This is a genomic window from Streptomyces boninensis (assembly GCF_048572725.1).
GTDB classification, from domain to species: Bacteria; Actinomycetota; Actinomycetes; order Streptomycetales; family Streptomycetaceae; genus Streptomyces; species Streptomyces boninensis.
In genome coordinates this window covers 5,684,176-5,703,403 of record NZ_CP183837.1, presented here as the reverse complement: position 1 = coordinate 5,703,403, position 19,228 = coordinate 5,684,176, and the positions used below count along the sequence as shown (strand labels likewise).

The 19,228-nt window shown below is 70.5% G+C and carries 18 protein-coding genes; 1 reads left to right on the top strand and 17 read right to left on the bottom strand.

Features of this window, described 5'->3' with window-relative positions:
* Window positions 1-8 precede the first annotated feature (8 nt).
* The 12 genes from nuoK to ACNNMR_RS26040 form a co-directional block, all read right to left on the bottom strand.
* Window positions 9-308 carry an NADH-quinone oxidoreductase subunit NuoK gene (gene nuoK, locus ACNNMR_RS26095; protein ID WP_165238802.1) on the bottom strand — a complete coding sequence of 100 codons (300 nt, stop codon included), beginning with the start codon at window positions 306-308 and terminating at the stop codon, window positions 9-11.
* Window positions 309-1,202: an NADH-quinone oxidoreductase subunit J gene (locus tag ACNNMR_RS26090; protein WP_419997106.1), complete on the bottom strand. Its 894-nt coding sequence runs from the start codon at window positions 1,200-1,202 to the stop codon at window positions 309-311. It abuts the gene before it with no gap.
* Complete coding sequence (gene nuoI / locus ACNNMR_RS26085; RefSeq protein ID WP_419997105.1) at window positions 1,199-1,813, bottom strand: NADH-quinone oxidoreductase subunit NuoI; 615 nt, start codon at window positions 1,811-1,813, stop codon at window positions 1,199-1,201. Before nuoI ends, ACNNMR_RS26090 begins: the two co-directional genes overlap by 4 nt.
* Window positions 1,788-3,167 (bottom strand): NADH-quinone oxidoreductase subunit NuoH, encoded by a 1,380-nt coding sequence (gene nuoH, locus ACNNMR_RS26080; RefSeq protein WP_419997104.1) that lies wholly within the window; start codon window positions 3,165-3,167, stop codon window positions 1,788-1,790. Before nuoH ends, nuoI begins: the two co-directional genes overlap by 26 nt.
* Complete coding sequence (locus ACNNMR_RS26075; protein ID WP_419997103.1) at window positions 3,164-5,671, bottom strand: NADH-quinone oxidoreductase subunit G; 2,508 nt, start codon at window positions 5,669-5,671, stop codon at window positions 3,164-3,166. Before ACNNMR_RS26075 ends, nuoH begins: the two co-directional genes overlap by 4 nt.
* Window positions 5,672-5,735: 64 nt before the next feature.
* Window positions 5,736-7,091 (bottom strand): NADH-quinone oxidoreductase subunit NuoF, encoded by a 1,356-nt coding sequence (nuoF, locus tag ACNNMR_RS26070; protein WP_419997102.1) that lies wholly within the window; start codon window positions 7,089-7,091, stop codon window positions 5,736-5,738.
* Complete coding sequence (gene nuoE, locus ACNNMR_RS26065; RefSeq protein WP_420000477.1) at window positions 7,091-7,798, bottom strand: NADH-quinone oxidoreductase subunit NuoE; 708 nt, start codon at window positions 7,796-7,798, stop codon at window positions 7,091-7,093. Before nuoE ends, nuoF begins: the two co-directional genes overlap by 1 nt.
* Before the next feature lie 20 nt (window positions 7,799-7,818).
* Complete coding sequence (locus tag ACNNMR_RS26060; RefSeq protein WP_419997101.1) at window positions 7,819-9,156, bottom strand: NADH-quinone oxidoreductase subunit D; 1,338 nt, start codon at window positions 9,154-9,156, stop codon at window positions 7,819-7,821.
* The gene (locus tag ACNNMR_RS26055) at window positions 9,156-9,893 is read right to left on the bottom strand and encodes an NADH-quinone oxidoreductase subunit C (protein ID WP_419997100.1); all 738 of its coding nucleotides are present in this window, start codon (window positions 9,891-9,893) and stop codon (window positions 9,156-9,158) included. Before ACNNMR_RS26055 ends, ACNNMR_RS26060 begins: the two co-directional genes overlap by 1 nt.
* Window positions 9,890-10,444 carry a NuoB/complex I 20 kDa subunit family protein gene (locus ACNNMR_RS26050; protein WP_419997099.1) on the bottom strand — a complete coding sequence of 185 codons (555 nt, stop codon included), beginning with the start codon at window positions 10,442-10,444 and terminating at the stop codon, window positions 9,890-9,892. Before ACNNMR_RS26050 ends, ACNNMR_RS26055 begins: the two co-directional genes overlap by 4 nt.
* Window positions 10,445-10,453: 9 nt before the next feature.
* Complete coding sequence (locus ACNNMR_RS26045; protein WP_165238819.1) at window positions 10,454-10,813, bottom strand: NADH-quinone oxidoreductase subunit A; 360 nt, start codon at window positions 10,811-10,813, stop codon at window positions 10,454-10,456.
* 349 nt (window positions 10,814-11,162) lie between these two features.
* Window positions 11,163-11,630: a hypothetical protein gene (locus ACNNMR_RS26040; protein ID WP_419997098.1), complete on the bottom strand. Its 468-nt coding sequence runs from the start codon at window positions 11,628-11,630 to the stop codon at window positions 11,163-11,165.
* Between the two features lie 430 nt (window positions 11,631-12,060).
* Here ACNNMR_RS26040 and ACNNMR_RS26035 point away from each other — a divergent pair, with 430 nt between their 5' ends.
* Entirely contained in the window at window positions 12,061-12,873 is an 813-nt protein-coding gene (locus ACNNMR_RS26035) for a C40 family peptidase (RefSeq protein ID WP_420000476.1), read from the top strand.
* 116 nt (window positions 12,874-12,989) lie between these two features.
* On the opposite strand, the gene ACNNMR_RS26030 is transcribed toward ACNNMR_RS26035, so the two are convergent.
* From ACNNMR_RS26030 to ACNNMR_RS26010, 5 genes are all read right to left on the bottom strand, one after another.
* Window positions 12,990-14,282 carry a geranylgeranyl reductase family protein gene (locus tag ACNNMR_RS26030; RefSeq protein ID WP_419997097.1) on the bottom strand — a complete coding sequence of 431 codons (1,293 nt, stop codon included), beginning with the start codon at window positions 14,280-14,282 and terminating at the stop codon, window positions 12,990-12,992.
* Between the two features lie 64 nt (window positions 14,283-14,346).
* The gene (locus tag ACNNMR_RS26025) at window positions 14,347-15,042 is read right to left on the bottom strand and encodes a demethylmenaquinone methyltransferase (protein WP_419997096.1); all 696 of its coding nucleotides are present in this window, start codon (window positions 15,040-15,042) and stop codon (window positions 14,347-14,349) included.
* A gap of 29 nt (window positions 15,043-15,071) precedes the next feature.
* A complete protein-coding gene (locus tag ACNNMR_RS26020) occupies window positions 15,072-15,641 on the bottom strand; it encodes an imidazolonepropionase-like domain-containing protein (RefSeq protein ID WP_419997095.1) in 570 nt (189 codons plus the stop codon).
* Window positions 15,642-15,660: 19 nt separating this feature from the next.
* The gene (gene mqnC / locus ACNNMR_RS26015) at window positions 15,661-16,848 is read right to left on the bottom strand and encodes a cyclic dehypoxanthinyl futalosine synthase (RefSeq protein ID WP_419997094.1); all 1,188 of its coding nucleotides are present in this window, start codon (window positions 16,846-16,848) and stop codon (window positions 15,661-15,663) included.
* Window positions 16,849-17,112: 264 nt separating this feature from the next.
* Complete coding sequence (locus ACNNMR_RS26010) at window positions 17,113-18,900, bottom strand: serine/threonine-protein kinase (protein WP_419997093.1); 1,788 nt, start codon at window positions 18,898-18,900, stop codon at window positions 17,113-17,115.
* Between the last annotated feature and the right edge of the window lie 328 nt (window positions 18,901-19,228).

Genomic DNA, 19,228 nt, shown 5'->3' with positions numbered 1-19,228 from the left:
GCGTCCCCTTACAGCTTCATCAGGCTGGCGTCGTCGACCGAGGCCGAGTGGCGGGAGCGGTAGACCGTCACGATGATCGCGAGTCCCACGACCACCTCGGCGGCGGCGACGACCATCGTGAAGAAGGCGATGATCTGGCCGTCGAGGTTGCCGTGCATCCGCGAGAAGGTGACGAACGCCAGGTTGCAGGCGTTCAGCATCAGCTCGACGCACATGAAGACCACGATCGCGTTCCGCCGGATCAGCACCCCTGCCGCGCCGATGGTGAAGAGCAGCGCGGAGAGGAAGAGGTAGTTGACCGGGTTCATCTACTTGGTCACCTCCTTCTGCTCCTGCTCGGCCGTCTCGGCCTTCTTGTCATCGGCCGCGGCCCGCTGGTGGTCCTGCTGCGCCTGCCCCGGGAGCGTCTTGCGCCCCTGGTACGTGGCGGTGCGGTTCTCCAGCGCGGCAAGGTCGTTGACCGCGTCCTGGGAGACGTCGCGGATCTGGCCGCGGTCCCGCAGCGTCTTGATGACGGTGAGGTCCGAGGTGTTGCCGTCGGGCAGCAGGCCCGCGATGTCGACCGCGTTGTGCCGGGCATAGACGCCGGGGGCGGGCAGCGGCGGCAGGTGCTTGCCCTCGCTGACCCGCTTGGCGGCCTGCTCGCGCTGGCTGAGCGGCTTCTCGGTCTTCTCCTTGTGGGTGAGCACCATCCCGGCGACGGCCGCGGTGATCAGCAGCGCGCCGGTGAGCTCGAAGGCGAAGACGTACTTGGTGAAGATGAGCTCGGCCAGGCCGTGGACATTGCCGCCCTTGTTGGCGGCGCCCAGGCCGTTGAAGTCCTTCAGACCCGCATTGCCGATGCCGGCCATCAGCAGGATGCCGAAGCCGATCCCGCAGGCGGCGGCCCACCAGCGCTGGCCCTTGATGGTCTCCGTCAGCGAGTCGGTGGCGGTGATGCCCACCAGCATCAGTACGAAGAGGAAGAGCATCATGACCGCGCCGGTGTAGACGACGATCTGGACGACGCCCAGGAAGTACGCCCCGTTCGCCAGGTAGAAGACGGCGAGGATCACCATCGTGCCGGCGAGGCAGAGCGCGGAGTGCACGGAGCGGCGCATCATGACGGTGCCGAGCGCGCCCGCGACCGCGAAGATCGCCAGCACCCAGAACTGGGCGGCTTCGCCGGAGGAGGTCTGGTAGGCGGCGAGTGTCGCGCTCATGCCGAGGCCTCCTCGGTCTCCTCAGCCGCCGGCTCGCCCTTGCTGACCGCCACCTGCTGCTCGGTTCCCGGCGCGGCCTCGGTGACAAGCCCGCTGTAGTAGTCCTTCTCGGTCATCCCGGGGAAGATCGCGTGCGGCGAGTCGACCATGCCTTCGGTGAGGCCGACGAGCAGCTCGTCCTTGGTGTAGATGAGCGACTCGCGGCTGCGGTCGGCCAGTTCGTACTCGTTCGTCATGGTCAGCGCCCGGGTAGGGCATGCCTCGACGCACAGCCCGCACAGGATGCAGCGCAGGTAGTTGATCTGGTACGTACGGCCGTAGCGCTCACCGGGCGAGTAGCGCTCCTCCTCGGTGTTGTCCGCGCCTTCGACATAGATCGCGTCGGCGGGACACGCCCAGGCGCACAGCTCGCAGCCGATGCACTTCTCCAGGCCGTCCGGGTGCCGGTTGAGCTGATGCCGGCCGTGGAAGCGGGGCGCCGTCGGCTTCTTGTACTCCGGGTACTGCTCGGTCAGCCGCTTCTTGAACATGGCCTTGAAGGTCACGCCGAAGCCGGCGACGGGGTTGAGCCTCTTGGGCTTGTCGTCAGACACCCTCGGCCTCCTTTCCATCGGTGTTCTCAGCGCCGGAGCCGACCAGCTCGCGCTCCTGCTTATGGCGCGACGGACGACGCGGTACGGGCGGCAGCGCCTGCCCCGGCAGCGGCGGTACGGGGAAGCCGCCGGCGACCGGGTCGAAGGCGGGCTCCGGCTTCTCCTCCTCCTTCTCGCCGCGGCGGAAGAAGTCGATGACGAAGGAGATGAGCAGCAGCGCGATGACCGCCCCGGCGACGTACATCACGATGTCGGCGAAGTCGTAGTTCTCGTTGCGCAGCGCCCGGACCGTGGCGACGAGCATCAGCCACACCATCGAGATCGGGATGAGGACCTTCCACCCCAGCTTCATGAACTGGTCGTAGCGCACCCGGGGCAGCGCGGCCCTGATCCAGACGAATCCGAAGATCAGCACCACCGTCTTGGCGAGGAACCACAGCAGCGGCCACCAGCCCTCGTTGGCGCCCGCCCACACGGTGGAGAGGGGCGCGGGCGCCCGCCAGCCGCCGAGGAACATCGTCACCGCGATCATCGAGACGGTGACCAGGTGGACGTACTCGGAGAGCATGAAGAGCGCGAACTTGATCGACGAGTACTCGGTGTTGAAGCCGCCGACCAGGTCGCCCTCGGACTCCGGCATGTCGAACGGCGGCCGGTGCGACTCGCCGACCATCGCGATCAGGTAGATCAGGAAGGAGACCGGGAGCAGCACCGCGTACCAGCGGTCCTCCTGGCCCTCGACGATGGTGGAGGTGGAGAGCGAGCCGCTGTACATGAACACGGCGGCGAAGCTCAGCCCCATCGCGATCTCGTACGAGATCACCTGCGCGGTGGCGCGGACGCCGCCGAGCAGCGGGTACGTGGACCCGGACGCCCAGCCGGCGAGCACCACGCCGTACGCGGCGATGGACGCGGTGGCGAGCACGTACAGCATCGACACCGGCAGGTCGGTGAGCTGCATCGTGGTGCGCTCGCCGAAGATCGAGACCTGGTTGTCGGCCGGGCCGAAGGGGATGACGGCGATGGCCATGAAGGCGGGGACGGCGGCGACGATGGGCGCGAGCACATAGACGAACTTGTGCGCGCCCTTGACGACGATGTCCTCCTTCAGCATCAGCTTGATGCCGTCGGCGAGGGACTGCAGCAGCCCCCAGGGGCCGTGCCGGTTGGGGCCGATGCGCAGCTGCATCCAGCCGAGCACCTTGCGCTCGGCCACGATGCAGACGAGGACGGTCACCATGAGCAGGGCGAAGCAGAAGACCGCCTTGAGGGCGATCAGCCACCACGGGTCGCGCCCGAACATGGAGAGGTCCTCGGCGGCGATGACGCCATTCGACGTCGATGTCGCGGCGAGTGTCGCCAGTGTCGTCACGGCTGCACCTCCGTGGTGCTGAGGGGTGCGGCCGCAGCCGCGATCTTGACCACATCGCCGGGTACGGCGCCCGTGTCGGAGGCGACGCCGCCGCCCGCCGACTGCAGCGGCAGCCAGACGACCTGGTCGGGCATCTCAGGGGTCACCTGGACGGGGAACTGCACCCGTCCGGCCGGACCCGACACTGTCAGCGTGTCCCCGTCCGTGACTCCCGACCGTTCCGCCGTGGCCGGGGACAGCCGCGCCAGCGCCGCGTGCCGGGTGCCGGCCAGGGCCTCGTCGCCGTCCTGCAGCCGCCCCTGGTCGAGCAGCAGCCGGTGGCCCGCCAGCACGGCCTCGCCGCTGCCCGGCTCGGGGAGCGGGCGCGGGATCTCGGCCGGCACGGCGGAGTGGCCGCCGGTCCAGGTGCCGAGGCGGCCGTATTCGGCGCGGATCGTACGGACGTCGGGCAGGCCGAGGTGGATGTCCATCTCGTCGGCGAGCATGTTCAGCACCCGCGCGTCCACGGGCGCCGTCCGCCGGGTCATCTGGTCCACCTTGAGCGCGGCCTCGAACGGCCGGGCCCGGCCCTCCCAGTTGAGGAAGGTGCCCGACTTCTCGGCGACCGCCGCGACCGGGAAGACCACGTCGGCCCGCTCGGTGACCTCGCTCGGCCGCTGCTCGATGCTGACCAGGAAGCCGGCCGCGTCCAGCGCCCTGCGCGCCTGCGCCGGGTCCGGCAGGTCGGCGACCTCGACGCCGGCGACGACCAGCGCGCCCAGCTCGCCGCTCTCGGCGGCGGCCAGGATCTGCTCGGTGTCGCGGCCCGCGCGCGAGGGGAGTTCGCCGAGGCCCCAGGCCGCGGCGGTCTGCGCGCGCGCCTGCGGGTCGGTCGCCGGGCGGCCGCCGGGCAGCAGCCCGGGCAGCGCGCCCGCCTCGATCGCGCCGCGCTCGCCGGCCCGGCGCGGGATCCACGCGAGCGTGGCCCCGGTGGCCTCGGCGGCGCGGGCGGCGGCGGTGAGCCCGCCGGGCACGGCCGCAAGCCGCTCGCCGACGACGATGACCGCGCCTTCGGTACGGATCGCCTCCGACGCCGCCTTGCCGTCGTCGCCGAGTCCGGCGCCGGTGACCAGCGCGTCCAGCCAGCCCGGCTCGGTGCCGGGTCCGGCGGGGAGCAGGGTGCCGCCCGCCTTCTCCAGGCCGCGGGTGGCGTGGGTGGCGAGGGCGTAGACCTTCTGGCCGTGCTTCTTCCAGGCCTTGCGCAGCTTCAGGAAGACGCCGGGCGCCTCCTCCTCGGCCTCAAAGCCAACCAGCAGCACGGCCGGGGCGGCTTCGAGCTTCTTGTACGTAAGACCGCCGCCGTCGAGGTCGCGGCCGCGCCCGGCGACCTTCGCCGCCAGGAACTCGGCCTCCTCGGCGGAGTGCACCCGCGCGCGGAAGTCGATGTCGTTGGTGGCGAGAGCGACGCGGGCGAACTTCGCGTACGCGTAGGAGTCCTCAGCGGTCAGCCGGCCGCCGGTGAGGACGCCGGCGCGGCCCTTGGCGGACGCCAGGCCTTCGGCCGCCACGGCCAGGGCCTCCGGCCAGCTCGCCTCGCGCAGGTCGCCGGTCTCGGCGTCCCGTACCAGCGGCGTGGTCAGCCGGGTGGGCAGCTGTGCGTAGCGGAAGCCGAAGCGGCCCTTGTCGCACATCCACTCTTCGTTGACCTCGGGGTCGTTCTGCGCGAGGCGCCGCAGCACCTTGCCGCGCCGGTGGTCGGTGCGGGTCGCGCAGCCGCCCGCGCAGTGCTCGCAGACGCTCGGCGACGACGTCAGGTCGAAGGGCCGCGAGCGGAAGCGATACGCCTTCGAGGTGAGCGCGCCGACCGGGCAGATCTGGATGGTGTTGCCCGAGAAGTACGACTCGAAGGGGTCGCCCTCACCGGTGCCGACCTGCTGCAGCGCGCCGCGCTCCAGCAGCTCGATCATCGGGTCGCCGGCGATCTGGTTCGAGAAGCGGGTGCAGCGGGCGCAGAGCACGCAGCGCTCGCGGTCCAGCAGCACCTGCTCGCTGATCGGCACCGGCTTCTCGAAGGTCCGCTTCTTGCCCTCGAAGCGGCTGTCGGCCTGGCCGTGCGACATCGCCTGGTTCTGCAGCGGGCATTCGCCGCCCTTGTCGCAGACCGGGCAGTCGAGGGGGTGATTGATGAGCAGCAGCTCCATCACGCCCTTCTGCGCCTTCTCCGCGACCGGCGAGCTGAGCTGGGTCTTGACGACCATGCCGTCGGTGCAGGTGATGGTGCAGGAGGCCATCGGCTTGCGCTGGCCCTCCACCTCCACGATGCACTGCCGGCAGGCGCCGGCGGGGTCGAGCAGGGGGTGGTCGCAGAACCTGGGGATCTCGATCCCGAGCTGTTCGGCGGCGCGGATCACCAATGTCCCCTTGGGGACGGAGATCTCGACTCCGTCGATGGTCAGGGTCACAAGATCCTCGGGCGGGATCGCCGCCTCCCCGCCTCCGGCGGGGGCGGACGTGGTGACGGTCATGCGTCCACCTCCTGGGGTGAAGTGAGGGAGCGGGCGAGGACGCCCGCAGCGGATGAGCTGACGGTCACGCCGTCACCCCCTGAGCAGCGCTCTCGTCGGCCCACAGGGTCGACCTCGCCGGGTCGAAGGGGCAGCCCTTCCCGGTGATGTGCTGCTCGTACTCCTCGCGGAAGTACTTGAAGGACGAGGCGATCGGGGCCGCGGCGCCGTCGCCGAGGGCGCAGAAGGACTTGCCGTTGATGTTGTCGGCGATGTCCGCGATCTTGTCGAGGTCGTCCATCTCGCCCTTGCCCGCCTCGATGTCACGCAGCAGCTGGACCAGCCAGTACGTGCCTTCGCGGCAGGGGGTGCACTTGCCGCAGGACTCATGCGCGTAGAACTCGGTCCAGCGCGTCACCGCCCGTACGACGCAGGTGGTCTCGTCGAAGCACTGCAGCGCCTTGGTGCCGAGCATGGAGCCGGCGGCGCCGACGCCCTCGTAGTCGAGCGCGACGTCGAGGTGCTCCTCGGTGAACATCGGGGTCGAAGACCCGCCCGGCGTCCAGAACTTCAGCCGGTGCCCTGGCCGCATCCCGCCGCCCATGTCGAGCAGCTGCCGCAGCGTGATGCCGAGCGGCCCCTCGTACTGGCCCGGGCGGGCGACATGGCCGCTGAGCGAGTACAGCGTGAAGCCCGGGGACTTCTCGCTGCCCATGCTGCGGAACCACTCCTTGCCCTTGTGCATGATCGCGGGCACGGAGGCGATGGACTCGACGTTGTTCACGACGGTCGGGCAGGCGTAGAGCCCCTCGACCGCCGGGAACGGCGGCCGCAGCCGCGGCTGCCCGCGCCGCCCCTCCAGCGAGTCGAGCAGCGCGGTCTCCTCACCGCAGATGTACGCGCCCGCGCCCGCGTGCACCGTGATGTCCAGGTCGATGCCGGGCCCGAGCGCGTCCTTGCCGAGCAGCCCGGCCGCGTACGCCTCCCGGACCGCCTCGTGCAGCCGGCGCAGCACGGGGACGACCTCGCCGCGCAGGTAGATGAAGGCGTGGGTGGAGCGGATCGCGTGGCAGGCGATGGCCATGCCCTCGATCAGCGAGTGCGGGTTGGCGAAGAGGAGCGGGATGTCCTTGCAGGTGCCGGGCTCGGACTCGTCCGCGTTCACCACGAGGTAGTGCGGCTTGCCGTCGCCCTGCGGGATGAACTGCCACTTCATGCCGGTCGGGAAGCCTGCGCCGCCGCGGCCGCGGAGACCGGAGTCCTTCACGTACGCGATGACGTCGTCCGGGGGCATGGCGAGGGCCTTGCGGAGGCCCTCGTAGCCGTCGTGGCGGCGGTACGCCTCCAGGCTCCAGGGGCGGTCCTCGTCCCAGAAGGCGGAGAGGACCGGGGTGAGCACCTTCTCCGGGCTGGATTCGTTGAGTTCGGTGGTCACGGTCATCACTCCCCCTCCTCGGCGTCACGTGGCGAGACGACCCGGCCCGGCGCCACCTCGCCCTTCGCGAGCTGCAGCCCGGCGAGCGAGGCGGGGCCCGCGGCGCCGGACTCCTCGACCGCGCCTTCGCGCTGGTCGGGGAAGCCGGCGAGGATACGGGCGGTCTCCTTGAAGGTGCACAGCTTGGCGCCGCGGGTGGGGGCCACCTCGCGGCCCGCGCGCAGGTCGTCGACCAGCTGCTTCGCCGACTCGACGGTCTGGTTGTCGAAGAACTCCCAGTTGACCATCACAACGGGCGCGTAATCACAAGCGGCATTGCACTCGATGTGCTCCACCGTGACCTTGCCGTCGTCGGTGGTTTCGTTGTTGCCGATGCCGAGGTGCTCCTGCAGCTCCTCGAAGATGGCGTCGCCGCCCATCACCGCGCAGAGCGTGTTCGTGCAGACGCCGACCTGGTAGTCGCCCGACGGCTTGCGGCGGTACATCGAGTAGAAGGTGGCCACCGCGGTCACCTCCGCCGTGGTCAGGTCGAGCTGGTCCGCGCAGAACTGCATGCCGGTGCGGGTGACATGGCCCTCCTCGGACTGCACCAGGTGCAGCATCGGGAGAAGAGCGGAGCGGCTGTCGGGATAGCGGGCGACGATCTCCTTCGCGTCCGCCGCGAGCCGCTGCCGCACCTCGTCCGGATAGGCGGGGGCCGGCAGCTGCGGCATTCCCAGGCTTACCTCAGCGGTCACCGGTCGACGCCTCCCATCACGGGGTCGATGGACGCCACCGCGACGATCACGTCGGCGACCTGGCCGCCCTCGCACATCGCCGCCATGGCCTGCAGGTTGGTGAAGGAGGGGTCGCGGTAGTGGACCCGGTACGGGCGGGTGCCGCCGTCGCTGACGGCGTGCACGCCGAGCTCGCCCTTGGCGGACTCGACGGCCGTGTAGGCCTGCCCCGGCGGGACCCGGAAGCCCTCGGTCACCAGCTTGAAGTGGTGGATCAGGGCCTCCATCGAGGTGCCCATGATGTTCTTGATGTGGTCCAGCGAGTTGCCGAGCCCATCAGGCCCGAGCGCCAGCTGCGCGGGCCAGGCGATCTTCTTGTCGCCGACCATGACCGGGCCCGGCTCAAGGCGGTCCAGGCACTGCTCGACGATGTTGAGCGACTGCCGCATCTCTTCGAGGCGGATGAGGAAGCGGCCGTACGAATCGCAGGTGTCGGTGGTCGGCACCTCGAAGTCGTACGTCTCATAGCCGCAGTACGGGTCCGACTTGCGCAGGTCGTGCGGCAGCCCGGCGGAGCGCAGGATCGGCCCCGTCGCGCCGAGCGCCATGCAGCCGGTCAGGTCCAGATAGCCGATGTCCTGCATCCGGGCCTTGAAGACCGGGTTGCCGGTGGCCAGCTGGTCGTACTCGACGAGGTTCTTGCGGAGCTTCTTCACCGTCTCGCGGACGGCGTCCACGGCGCCCGGCGGGAGGTCCTGGGAGAGCCCGCCCGGGCGGATGTACGCGTGGTTCATCCGCAGGCCGGTGATCAGCTCGTAGAGATCGAGAATCAGCTCACGATCCCGGAAGCCGTAGATCATCACGGTGGTGGCGCCGAGCTCCATGCCGCCGGTGGCGATCGCCACCAGGTGGGAGGAGAGCCGGTTCAGCTCCATCAGGAGCACGCGGATGATCGTGGCCCGGTCCGGGACGTCGTCCTCGATGCCGAGCAGCTTCTCGACCGCGAGGCAGTACCCGGTCTCGTTGAAGAACGAGGTCAGGTAGTCCATGCGCGTGACGAAGGTGGTGCCCTGCGTCCAGGTCCGGTACTCGAGGTTCTTCTCGATGCCGGTGTGCAGATAGCCGATGCCGCAGCGGGCCTCGGTCACCGTCTCGCCGTCGATCTCCAGGATCAGCCGCAGCACGCCGTGGGTGGACGGGTGCTGCGGGCCCATGTTGACGACGATGCGCTCGTCGTCGGCGCGGGACGCGGCGTCGACGACCTCGTCCCAGTCGCCGCCGGTGACGGTGTAGACCTTGCCCTCGGTGGTCTCGCGGGTGCCGGCGTGGGCTGCGCTTGCTTCAGACGTGCTCATCAGCTGTACGACCTCCGCTGGTCGGGAGCCGGGATCTGGGCGCCCTTGTACTCGACGGGGATGCCGCCGAGCGGGTAGTCCTTGCGCTGCGGGAAGCCCTGCCAGTCGTCGGGCATCATGATCCGGGTCAGCGCCGGGTGGCCGTCGAAGATGAGGCCGAAGAAGTCGTACGTCTCGCGCTCGTGCCAGTCGTTGGTCGGGTAGACGGAGACGACGGACGGGATGTGCGGGTCGGCGTCGGGCGCCGAGACCTCCAGCCTGATGAGCCGGCCGTGGGTGAGCGACCGCAGGTGGTAGACGGCGTGCAGCTCGCGGCCCTTGTCGCCAGGGTAGTGCACGCCGCTGACGCCCGTACACAACTCGAAGCGCAGGGCGGGGTCGTCGCGGAGGGTCTTGGCGACGGCCGGCAGGTACTGGCGGTCGATGTGCAGCGTCATCTCGCCGCGGTCGACGACCGTCTTCTCGATCACGTTCTCGGGTACGAGGCCCTGCTCCTCCAGCGCGCCTTCGAGCTCGTCGGCGACTTCGTCGAAGTAGCCGCCGTACGGGCGGGAGCTCTCGCCGGGCAGCCGGATCGAGCGGACGAGGCCGCCGTAACCGGAGGTGTCGCCGCCGTTGTTGGCGCCGAACATCCCCTGCTGGACCCGGATCTCCTCGCCGGTGTCGCCGCGCTGGCCGGGAAGGTTCTGGGCGCTGAGGTCCTTTTCGGGATTGACCCCGTTGTTCTCGTCGCTCACCGGAGCAGCCCCTTCATCTCGATCGTGGGCAGCGCCTTGCGAGCGGCCTCCTCGGCCTCGCGGGCGGCCTCCTCGCGGTTCACGCCGAGCTTCGAGGTCTGGATCTTCTCGTGCAGCTTGAGAATGGCGTCCATGAGCATCTCGGGGCGCGGCGGGCAGCCGGGCAGGTAGATGTCGACGGGAAGGATGTGGTCGACGCCCTGCACGATCGCGTAGTTGTTGAACATGCCGCCGGACGAGGCGCACACGCCCATGGAAATCACCCACTTGGGGTTCGGCATCTGGTCGTAGACCTGCCGCACGACCGGCGCCATCTTCTGGCTGACCCGGCCCGCGACGATCATCAGATCCGCCTGCCGCGGCGAGCCGCGGAAGACCTCCATGCCGAAACGCGCGAGGTCATAGCGTCCGGCGCCGGTGGTCATCATCTCGATGGCGCAGCAGGCGAGCCCGAAGGTGGCCGGGAAGACTGATGCCTTGCGGGTCCACCCCGCGGCCTGCTCGACGGTGGTCAGCAGGAAGCCGCTGGGAAGTTTTTCTTCGATCCCCATAATGTGCCCCTAGTCCCATTCCAGCCCGCCGCGCCGCCACACATATGCGTAGGCGACGAAGACGGTGAGCACGAAGAGCAGCATCTCCACGAGCCCGAACAGCCCCAGGGCGTCAAAGGAGACGGCCCAGGGATACAGGAAGACGATCTCGATATCGAAGACGATGAAGAGCATCGCCGTCAGGTAGTACTTGATCGGAAAACGCCCGCCGCCGGCCGGCTGCGGGGTGGCCTCGACGCCGCATTCATAGGCCTCGAGCTTTGCCCGGTTGTAGCGCTTTGGGCCGATGATCGCGGCCATGACCACGGAGAAGACCGCGAAAGCCGTTGCGATGGCCCCTAGCACGAGGATGGGTACATAAGCGTTCACCGCTGCCTCGCTCCTCTCAGTCGACACTGACTGCGATGGGCCTGCGGCCCGCCTCAACGAAGATCGCGCATATGTGAGGCAGTTCACAAGCCCGCGTAGGCGCATCTTATGCCTCCCCCTCTGTGATCTGCGACACGGGGTAGCTCAACGCCTTTGTGATCTCTGCCACCTGACGAATGATCATGAGAGTGGATGATCGATGATCATCATGCGCGAAGTGGCACGATGATCACTAGGCGTGACATTTATGCAGGTCAGGCCAGGTCAGCGCGGCGCCTCCGCTATCAAAGGCAAGCCTTACTTGCCAAATTCGCGGTGGACACGGGCGGCTGATAGCGGCCGTCTACAACTACCGCGGGCGGGCCGGGCCGTCGCCCTCGTCCTCGCCCGCACCCGCGCTCCGCGGCAGCAGCAGCCGGAAGACCGCGCCCTCGCCGGGGGCGGTGCGGACAATGGCGAGGCCGAGTCCCGTACCGCCGCCGTCGCTGTCACCGTCGCCCCATCCGCCCTCCCCTGCCCGGCCCGGCCGCGGGCATCGCCCGCCCGCCCGACTCCGATACGGACGGACCACCCTGCCCCGTTCCGGCATTCCGCCTATTCGGTACAACTCGGTGAAGCCGTTGATGCCGAAGATCGGCGTGCGCAGCTCGTAGCTGGTGTCCGCGATGAAGCGGCGCATCCGGTCGGCGGCGGCGGCCCGTTCGGCGTCGCTCGCTTCGATGCGGTCGAGCATGCCGTTGAGCGCGGCGGACAGGCGGCCGAGTTCGGTACGGGCCGTGGCGGCGTCCCGGGCCGTAAGGAAGAGGACGGGCACCATGGGGCCCGTATAAGAGGTGTGCCGCCCGCGCAGCGTTACGCGTCCCGCCGCCGGAAGGTGAGGAAGCTACAGCCCGGCGCCGTTAGGGCCGAGCGCCTCTCGCATGGGAGCGCGATGTACGAATCTGAGCGACGCATGTACCCGGCCCGGTCAACACCCAAGCACCACAAGGGAAGTGACGTATGCCACGTTGCATTACGGCTCAACCATCAATCCAGCCGAACCGCTTGGCCGGAGCCCCAGCGAGGTGATAACGGACCCTTATGCGCCCGAAACCTCGTGCGTACGCACATGATCACTGGTGGCCCACCGCCAAAGCCCGTGTCCGAATTGCCCGTTCGAGCCGGAGATTTGAAGGCGCGTACACGTCAAATGTGACGCACCCCACTTGCTTGAACCGCCCCTTAGGGGACTGGTAGCCATGAGCCCCATGTCCCCGAATGCTCAGATACGCAGCCACCGGAAACCCCGGAGCAGCAACCCCGCCACCAAGTGGGTTGTCCGCGCCGGGATCACCGGTGGCGCACTCACGACGATGGTGACGACCGGCGCCGCCGCCCCCGCTCTGGGCGACAAGGCACCGGCCGGAGCCGCCGAGACCACCGCTCAGCTCCCCGCCGTTCCCGTCGCCGACGCGGTCACCGCGCCGGCCCAGCGGACCGCGGAGGCCACCGAGCAGGCCGCGCTCAAGTACGCGCTGCAGGCCGAGCAGTCGGACGCCGCCAAGGACGCCCGCAAGGCCGCCGCCAAGGCCAAGGAAGAGGCCGAGCAGCGCAAGGCGGAGGCCGCGAAGAAGGCCAAGGCCAAGCGCGCCGCGGAGGCCCAGCAGGCCGCCAGCCGCTCCTCCGAGCGCACCACCCTCTCCGCCCCCGCGACGAGCAGCGGCTCCGGCAGCGCCGCGACCGTCGTCGCCTTCATGAAGGCCCAGCTCGGCGACGCGTACGTCATGGGCGCCTCGGGCCCCAACTCCTGGGACTGCTCCAGCCTTGTCCAGGCCGCCTTCAAGCAGGCCGGCATCTCCCTGCCGCGCGTCTCGCAGGACCAGTCGACGGTCGGCACCGAGGTCGGCACGTCCAACCTCCAGGTCGGCGACATCCTGTACTGGGGCGGCAAGGGCTCCGCGTACCACACCGGCGTCTACATCGGCGGCGGCCAGTACCTGGACGCCGCGAACCCGAGCAAGGGCGTCGTTATCCAGGACCTGTCGGGCTACCCGGCGAGCGGCGCGGTCCGCGTCCTCTGAGGCTCCTTTACGGCCACACATGAGTGAGGGCCCCCGGCCTGGCGGCGGGGGCCCTCACTCATGTCCGTATACGGGCGGCTGTCGTACGGGCGGCTGTGCGGCCTCTCAGGCGCCTCTCAGGCCTTAGGGGCCACCTTCGCCAGCCCGTTGATGATCCGGTCCATCGAGTCGCCGCCACGCGGGTCCGTCAGGTTGGCGAGCATCTTGAGCGTGAAGCGCATCAGCATCGGGTGCGACAGCCCGCGCTGCGCGGCCAGCTGCATCACCTTCGGGTTGCCGATCAGCTTCACGAAGGCGCGGCCCATCGAGTAATAGCCGCCGTACGTCTCCTTGAGCACCTTCGGGTACGCGTGCAGCGCCCGCTCGCGCTGCGCGGCCGTGGCGCGCGCCTGCGCCTGCACGACGACGTCAGCGGCGATCTGGCCGCTCTCCATCGCGTACGCGATGCCCTCGCCGTTGAACGGGTTCACCAGCCCGCCCGCGTCGCCGACCAGCATCAGGCCGTGGTCGTAATGCGGCTTGCGGTTGAAGGCCATCGGGAGGGCGGCGCCGCGGATGGGGCCGGTCATGTTCTCCGGGGTGTAGCCCCAGTCCTCGGGCATCGAGGCGCACCAGGCCTTCAGCACATCGCGCCAGTCCAGCTCCTTGAAGGCGGACGACGAATTCAGGATGCCGAGGCCGACGTTGGAGGTGCCGTCGCCCATGCCGAAGATCCAGCCGTAGCCGGGCAGCAGCCGGTCCTGCGCACCGCGCTTGTCCCACAGCTCCAGCCAGGACTCCAGATAGTCGTCCTCGTGCCGCGGCGAGTGGAAGTACGTGCGCACCGCGACGCCCATCGGGCGGCTCTCGTCCCGGTGCCGGTTCATCGCGAGGGAGAGCCGCGAGGAGTTGCCGTCGGCGGCGATGACGAGCGGGGCGTGGAAGGAGGCCGGGGTCTTCTCCTCGCCCATCTTGGCGGTGACGCCGATGATCCGGCCCGTACGCTCATCGCGGATCGGCCCGCTGACATTGCACCGCTCGTGCAGCCGCGCGCCCGCCTTCTGCGCCTGCCGGGCGAGCTGCTCGTCGAAGTCGTCGCGCTTGCGGACGAGGCCGTAGTCGGGGAAGGAGGCGAGGTCGGGCCAGTCGAGCTGGAGGCGGTGGCCGCCGCCGATGATGCGCAGGCCTTTGTTGCGCAGCCAGCCGGCTTCCTCGGAGATGTCGATCCCCATGGCGACGAGCTGCTTGGTGGCGCGTGGCGTCAGCCCGTCACCGCAGACCTTCTCGCGTGGGAACGCGGTCTTCTCCAGCAGCAGGACGTCGAGTCCGGCTTTGGCCAGGTAGTAGGCGGTCGTCGATCCGGCGGGCCCGGCGCCGACGACGATGACGTCGGCGCTCTGCGAGGTGTCGGTCACGGTCTCGGCTGACATGGCCAAAGTCTACGGTCGCCCGCTGACAGTCCCGCGCCGGGTCGCCTTTGAGCCGCCGCGGCCGTTACGCCGGTGCGTACCCTCGGTGCAGCGCCACGATCCCGCCGGTCAGATTGCGCCAGGCGACCCGGCTCCAGCCCGCCTGCTCCAGCCGGCTGGCGAGGGCCGGCTGGTCCGGCCAGGTGCGGATGGAGTCGGCGAGATAGACGTACGCGTCGGGGTTGCTGCTGACCGCCGTGGCGACCGGGGGCAGCGCGCGCATCAGGTACTCGGTGTAGACGGTCCTGAAGGGCGCCCACGTCGGGTGGCTGAACTCGCACACCACCACACGCCCCCCGGGCCGCGTCACCCGCAGCATCTCCCGCAGCCCGGCATCCGTGTCCTGCACATTGCGCAGCCCGAAGGAGATCGTGACGGCGTCGAAGACCCCGTCCGCGAACGGCAGCTTCGTGGCATCCCCAGCCGTCAGCGGCAGCTGCGGCTGCCGCCGCTTGCCCTCGCGCAGCATCCCGAGCGAGAAGTCGCACGGCACCACATACGCGCCCGCGGCGGCGAACGGCAGCGACGACGTGCCCGTACCGGCGGCGAGGTCCAGCACCCGGTCCCCCGGCTTGGCGTCGACGGCCTGCGCGACGGCACGCCGCCACAGCCGGGCCTGGCCGAGCGACAGCACATCGTTGGTGAGGTCGTACTTCGCGGCGACGTCGTCGAACATCGCGGCGACTTCGTGCGGCTGCTTGTCGAGCGTTGCGCGGGTCACGGAACCCATTCAAGCAGGGCGCTCTGACATCAGCGGCGCCGGTACACCAGCCGGCCGTCGATGACGGTGGCGATGCAGGTGGACGCGCCCTGCTCGGCGAGGGCGGCCTCGTCCCGTACGGCGAAGACCGCGAAGTCCGCGGCCCGCGGCGGCAGCCCGCCGGCCCGCGTGAGGTGCCGCAGCGGCGACCGCTCCACCGCCTCCCGTACGGCCGCGCGCCGGAACTCCCCCGCCACCGCCGTCGTGCCGTTCGCCAGCATCCGCTGCAGCCCGCGCCGGGCGCTCGCGCCCCAGCGCGTGTCGTCCATCTCGAGCCCGGCCGCGGCCGGGTCTAGCGGCTCGGTACCCAGGGTGTCCGCCTCGCGCGGATCCGGGTGGTAGAGCCGCTCCAGCAGCTCGGCGGCGTGCCGGTTGACCAGCCCAGGGGTCAGCAGACCGCCCGGCCAGCGGCGCATCCGGGCGTCGGGGTTGGCCTCGGCCAGCTCCTCGTACGGGCCTACGGCCACGATCTGGCGCCCGTCGACGAGGACGGCCTGCCCGGCCTCCGGCGGCTTCCCGGGCACGGACAGCACCGTGTCCGGGACGTGCAGTGTGCGCATCTTCCGGCGTCTTCCGGCGTCAGTTCGCGTCGACGAGCTTCAGCTCGGGATGCGCCGTGCCGCCCTCGATCGCCGTCGAGGAGAAGTGCGAGACGACGCGCTCGTCCACCGGGTCGTTCGCCGGGTCGTCGTGCACCACCAGGTGCTCGTACGTCGTCGCGCGCTGCGCCGGGATCCGGTCCGCGCCGCGGATCATGTCGATGATCTCGCGGAGGTTGGAGCGGTGCCGGGCGCCGGCGGAGGAGACGACGTTCTCCTCCAGCATGACGGAGCCGAGGTCGTCGGCACCGTAGTGGAGGGTGAGCTGGCCGATCTCCTTGCCGGTCGTCAGCCAGGAGCCCTGGATGTGCGCGACATTGTCGAGGAAGAGCCGGGCGATGGCGATCAGCCGCAGGTACTCCAGGTCGGTGGCCTGGGTGCGGCCCTTCAGGGCGTTGTTCTGCGGCTGGTAGGTGTACGGGATGAAGGCGCGGAAGCCGCCCGTACGGTCCTGGACGTCGCGGATCATGCGCAGGTGCTCGATCCGCTCGGCGTTGGTCTCACCCGTACCCATGAGCATCGTGGAGGTGGACTCGACGCCGATGCCGTGCGCGATCTCCATGATCTCCAGCCAGCGCTCGCCGGACTCCTTCAGCGGGGCGATGGCCTTGCGCGGGCGGGCCGGGAGCAGCTCGGCGCCGGCGCCGGCGAAGGAGTCGAGGCCGGCGGCGTGGATGCGGCGGATGGCGTCCTCGGCGGAGACGCCGGAGATCTTCGACATGTGCTCGACCTCGGAGGCGCCGAGGGAGTGGATGACGAGCTGCGGGTAGGCCTTCTTGATCGCGGAGAAGTGCTCTTCGTAGTACTCCACGCCGAAGTCCGGGTGGTGCCCGCCCTGGAACATGATCTGCGTGCCGCCGAGCTCGACCGTCTCCGCGCAGCGGCGCAGGATGTCGTCGAGGTCGCGGGTCCAGACCTTGTCGCTCTTCGGGGCGGCGAAGAAGGCGCAGAACTTGCATGCGGTGACGCATGAGTTCGTGTAGTTGATGTTGCGCTCGATGATGTACGTCGCGATGTCCTCGGTGCCGGCGTAGCGACGGCGCCTTGCGGCGTCCGCCGCTGACCCGAGGGCGTGCAGGGGCGCGCTGCGGTAGAGCTCGAGGGCTTCCTCGGGCGTGATGCGATCGCCTGCGGCGGCGCGGTCCAGTGCGGCGGTCAGATCGGCCATTGCATCAGCGTACGCTCCGCGCTGCGGCGGTCTGCGGTGGAGGGTTGTTTCCCACCCACCCACCCGTTGCTGTCGCTCGGGGTGGGGTGGGCACTCCGCCGGGGCAGGGGGCGCTCGGCCTTGGCGGGGGCTCCGCCTTGGCCGGGGGCCCGCCTTGGCCGGGGGCCCGCCTTGGCCGGGGGCCCGCCTTGGCCGGGGGCCCGCCTTGGCGGGGTGAGGACTCCGCCGGGGCGGGTGGGGGCTGCCCCGCCCTGTCAGGCGCGGCTACTGCGACCGCCTCAGTGTCGCCCTCGGGTTGCCGCCCGCGTCGTCGTCCGAGCGGTACTCCAGGACGTCGCCGCCCTTGTTCGTCAGGGTGACCGTCGACTTTCCGCCCGTGCACAGCGGCGCGCTCTGCTTGTTCGGGTTCACCGTCTCCGAGAGCGTCAGCCTCTGGTCCGTGGCCGCGGCCAGCTCGCCCTGGCTGTGGCACTCCAGGCCGAAGACGTTGTACGTCAGCACCGCCACGTCATCGCCCTTGGCGCCCTCCTTCACGACCACCGTCACCTGCCCGTTCGGCGTGCCGTCGTCCTGGATGACGTCGCCGCGCCAGGTGCCGGCGAAGGTCTTCGGGACCTCGCCCCTGCCGCCGCCGTCGGGGCGGGTGGTCGCCGAGGGGAGCGGCTCCTCGGAGCCGCCGCCCGTACTGCCGCCGCCACCCGTACTGCCGCCCGAGTCGCCGGGGGCCGTCGACACCGGCGGCTGCTTGCCCGCCTGATCGCCGCCGCCACCGCCGCCGTCGCCGGGAAGCACGCCGCCCAGGTAGAGCCCGAGCATCGCCACCGCCATGGCCGCGGCCACCGACAGCACCACCGAGCAGCCGAGCCGCCGCGACCGCCAGGCCGCACGGACCTCGCGGCCGGGGGCGGTGCCGTCGGCGGCCTCCGCGGGAGACGCGTGCGCGGGCATGGCAGCAGCGGACCCGGCGGCCGCGGCCGCACCCGCCGCACCCGCCGCACCCGCCGCACCCGCCGCACCCGCGGCACCCGCCGCACCCGCCGCACCCGCGGCACCCGCCGCCGGCCCGAAGCCCGGCGGCGGCACCACCGGCTCCGACGGATGCTCGGCCGGCGGCACGTCCACCAGCCCCGACTCCGCCTCCTGCGCCGCCTCCAGATCCAGCAGCTGGACCGCCGCCCGGCTGATCTCCTCGACCAGCGGCCGCGGCAGCCACCCCTCCCGTACCAGACCGGCCGCATTCCCGTCCGGAGCCAGCCGCCGGGCGAGCTCGCGCGGCTGCGGGCGGTCGGCGGCGTCCTTGGACAGGCACCGCTCGGCCAGCTCGCGCAGCTCACCGTCGATCTCGTCGAGGTCGTAGAGATAGGGGTCCTCATTCACGACCTGATAGAGCAGCGCATGCGCGCTCTCGCCCGGGAACGGCGCCCGGCCGGTGGCGGCAAAGACGAGCACGGCCCCCAGTGAGAAGACGTCGCTCTCGGCGGCCGCCCCCCGCCCGAGAATCTGCTCGGGCGCCATATATCCGGGCGACCCGACCGACACCCCCGTCGCGGTCAGCGAGGCGGTGCCGTCCGTCGCCCGGGCTATCCCGAAGTCGATCAGACGCGGCCCGTCCAGGGTCAGCAGCACATTGGACGGCTTCACATCCCGGTGTACGAGCCCCAGCCCGTGCACCGCCTCCAGCGCTTCCGCAAGCCCCGCCCCCAGCGCCCGCACACTCGCGGCCGGCAGCGCCCCGTGCTCCGCCACCGCCTGGCTCAGCGCGGGCCCGGCCACATAGCCGGTGGCCACCCAAGGCACCTCGTCGTCAGGCCCGGCATCCAGCACCGGCGCCGTCCACGCCCCGCCAACCCGCCGCGCCGCCTCGACCTCCCGCCTGAACCGCGCCCGGAACTGGTCATCGGTAGCGAAATGCGGATGCACCACCTTCACGGCGACGGTCCGCCCCCCGGCGCTCCGCCCGAGAAACACCCGGCCCATCCCGCCGGCCCCGAGCCGCCCGAGCAGCCGGTACGGCCCGATGCCCCGCGGATCCGACCCCGCAAGTGGCTGCACTGCCCCTCCCCCTAGCCCCAAGTCACCAGTGGCACAGCCAGCTTAGAGGCCCGCCCCAAGCGCCCGCTCAGGGATCCGCACCCACCCTTTCCACAGGCCGTGGTTCAGGGCCCTGGCGATGCGTAATATTTGCGGATCGAGGCGGTGGCAGCCGCGGTGGGCAAGGCGGTCGGCTGGATGCGCGGCGCCGGTATCGCCGGCAGCGTCGCGGGGACCGGGCTGGGCATCGCCGACCTGGTCGCCCAGGAGAACCCACCGGCTACGTGTCTATGGCGGGCTACTGGTCTGGAACAACAGGAAGGCCATCGGCGAAGGCATCCAGAAGGCC

Bases quoted from the DNA above. Each gene is read 5' to 3' on its own strand.
- ACNNMR_RS26050 (WP_419997099.1), bottom strand. From the start codon at position 10,444: ATGGGGATCGAAGAAAAACTTCCCAGCGGCTTCCTGCTGACCACCGTC.
- ACNNMR_RS26035 (WP_420000476.1), top strand. From the start codon at position 12,061: ATGTCCCCGAATGCTCAGATACGCAGCCACCGGAAACCCCGGAGCAGC.
- ACNNMR_RS26040 (WP_419997098.1), bottom strand. From the start codon at position 11,630: ATGGTGCCCGTCCTCTTCCTTACGGCCCGGGACGCCGCCACGGCCCGT.
- ACNNMR_RS26075 (WP_419997103.1), bottom strand. From the start codon at position 5,671: ATGACCGTCACCACGTCCGCCCCCGCCGGAGGCGGGGAGGCGGCGATC.
- ACNNMR_RS26020 (WP_419997095.1), bottom strand. From the start codon at position 15,641: ATGCGCACACTGCACGTCCCGGACACGGTGCTGTCCGTGCCCGGGAAG.
- mqnC (WP_419997094.1), bottom strand. From the start codon at position 16,848: ATGGCCGATCTGACCGCCGCACTGGACCGCGCCGCCGCAGGCGATCGC.
- ACNNMR_RS26060 (WP_419997101.1), bottom strand. From the start codon at position 9,156: ATGAGCACGTCTGAAGCAAGCGCAGCCCACGCCGGCACCCGCGAGACC.
- ACNNMR_RS26090 (WP_419997106.1), bottom strand. From the start codon at position 1,202: ATGAGCGCGACACTCGCCGCCTACCAGACCTCCTCCGGCGAAGCCGCC.
- ACNNMR_RS26030 (WP_419997097.1), bottom strand. From the start codon at position 14,282: ATGTCAGCCGAGACCGTGACCGACACCTCGCAGAGCGCCGACGTCATC.
- nuoK (WP_165238802.1), bottom strand. From the start codon at position 308: ATGAACCCGGTCAACTACCTCTTCCTCTCCGCGCTGCTCTTCACCATC.
- nuoI (WP_419997105.1), bottom strand. From the start codon at position 1,813: ATGGAAAGGAGGCCGAGGGTGTCTGACGACAAGCCCAAGAGGCTCAAC.
- nuoE (WP_420000477.1), bottom strand. From the start codon at position 7,798: ATGCCGCAGCTGCCGGCCCCCGCCTATCCGGACGAGGTGCGGCAGCGG.
- nuoF (WP_419997102.1), bottom strand. From the start codon at position 7,091: ATGACCGTGACCACCGAACTCAACGAATCCAGCCCGGAGAAGGTGCTC.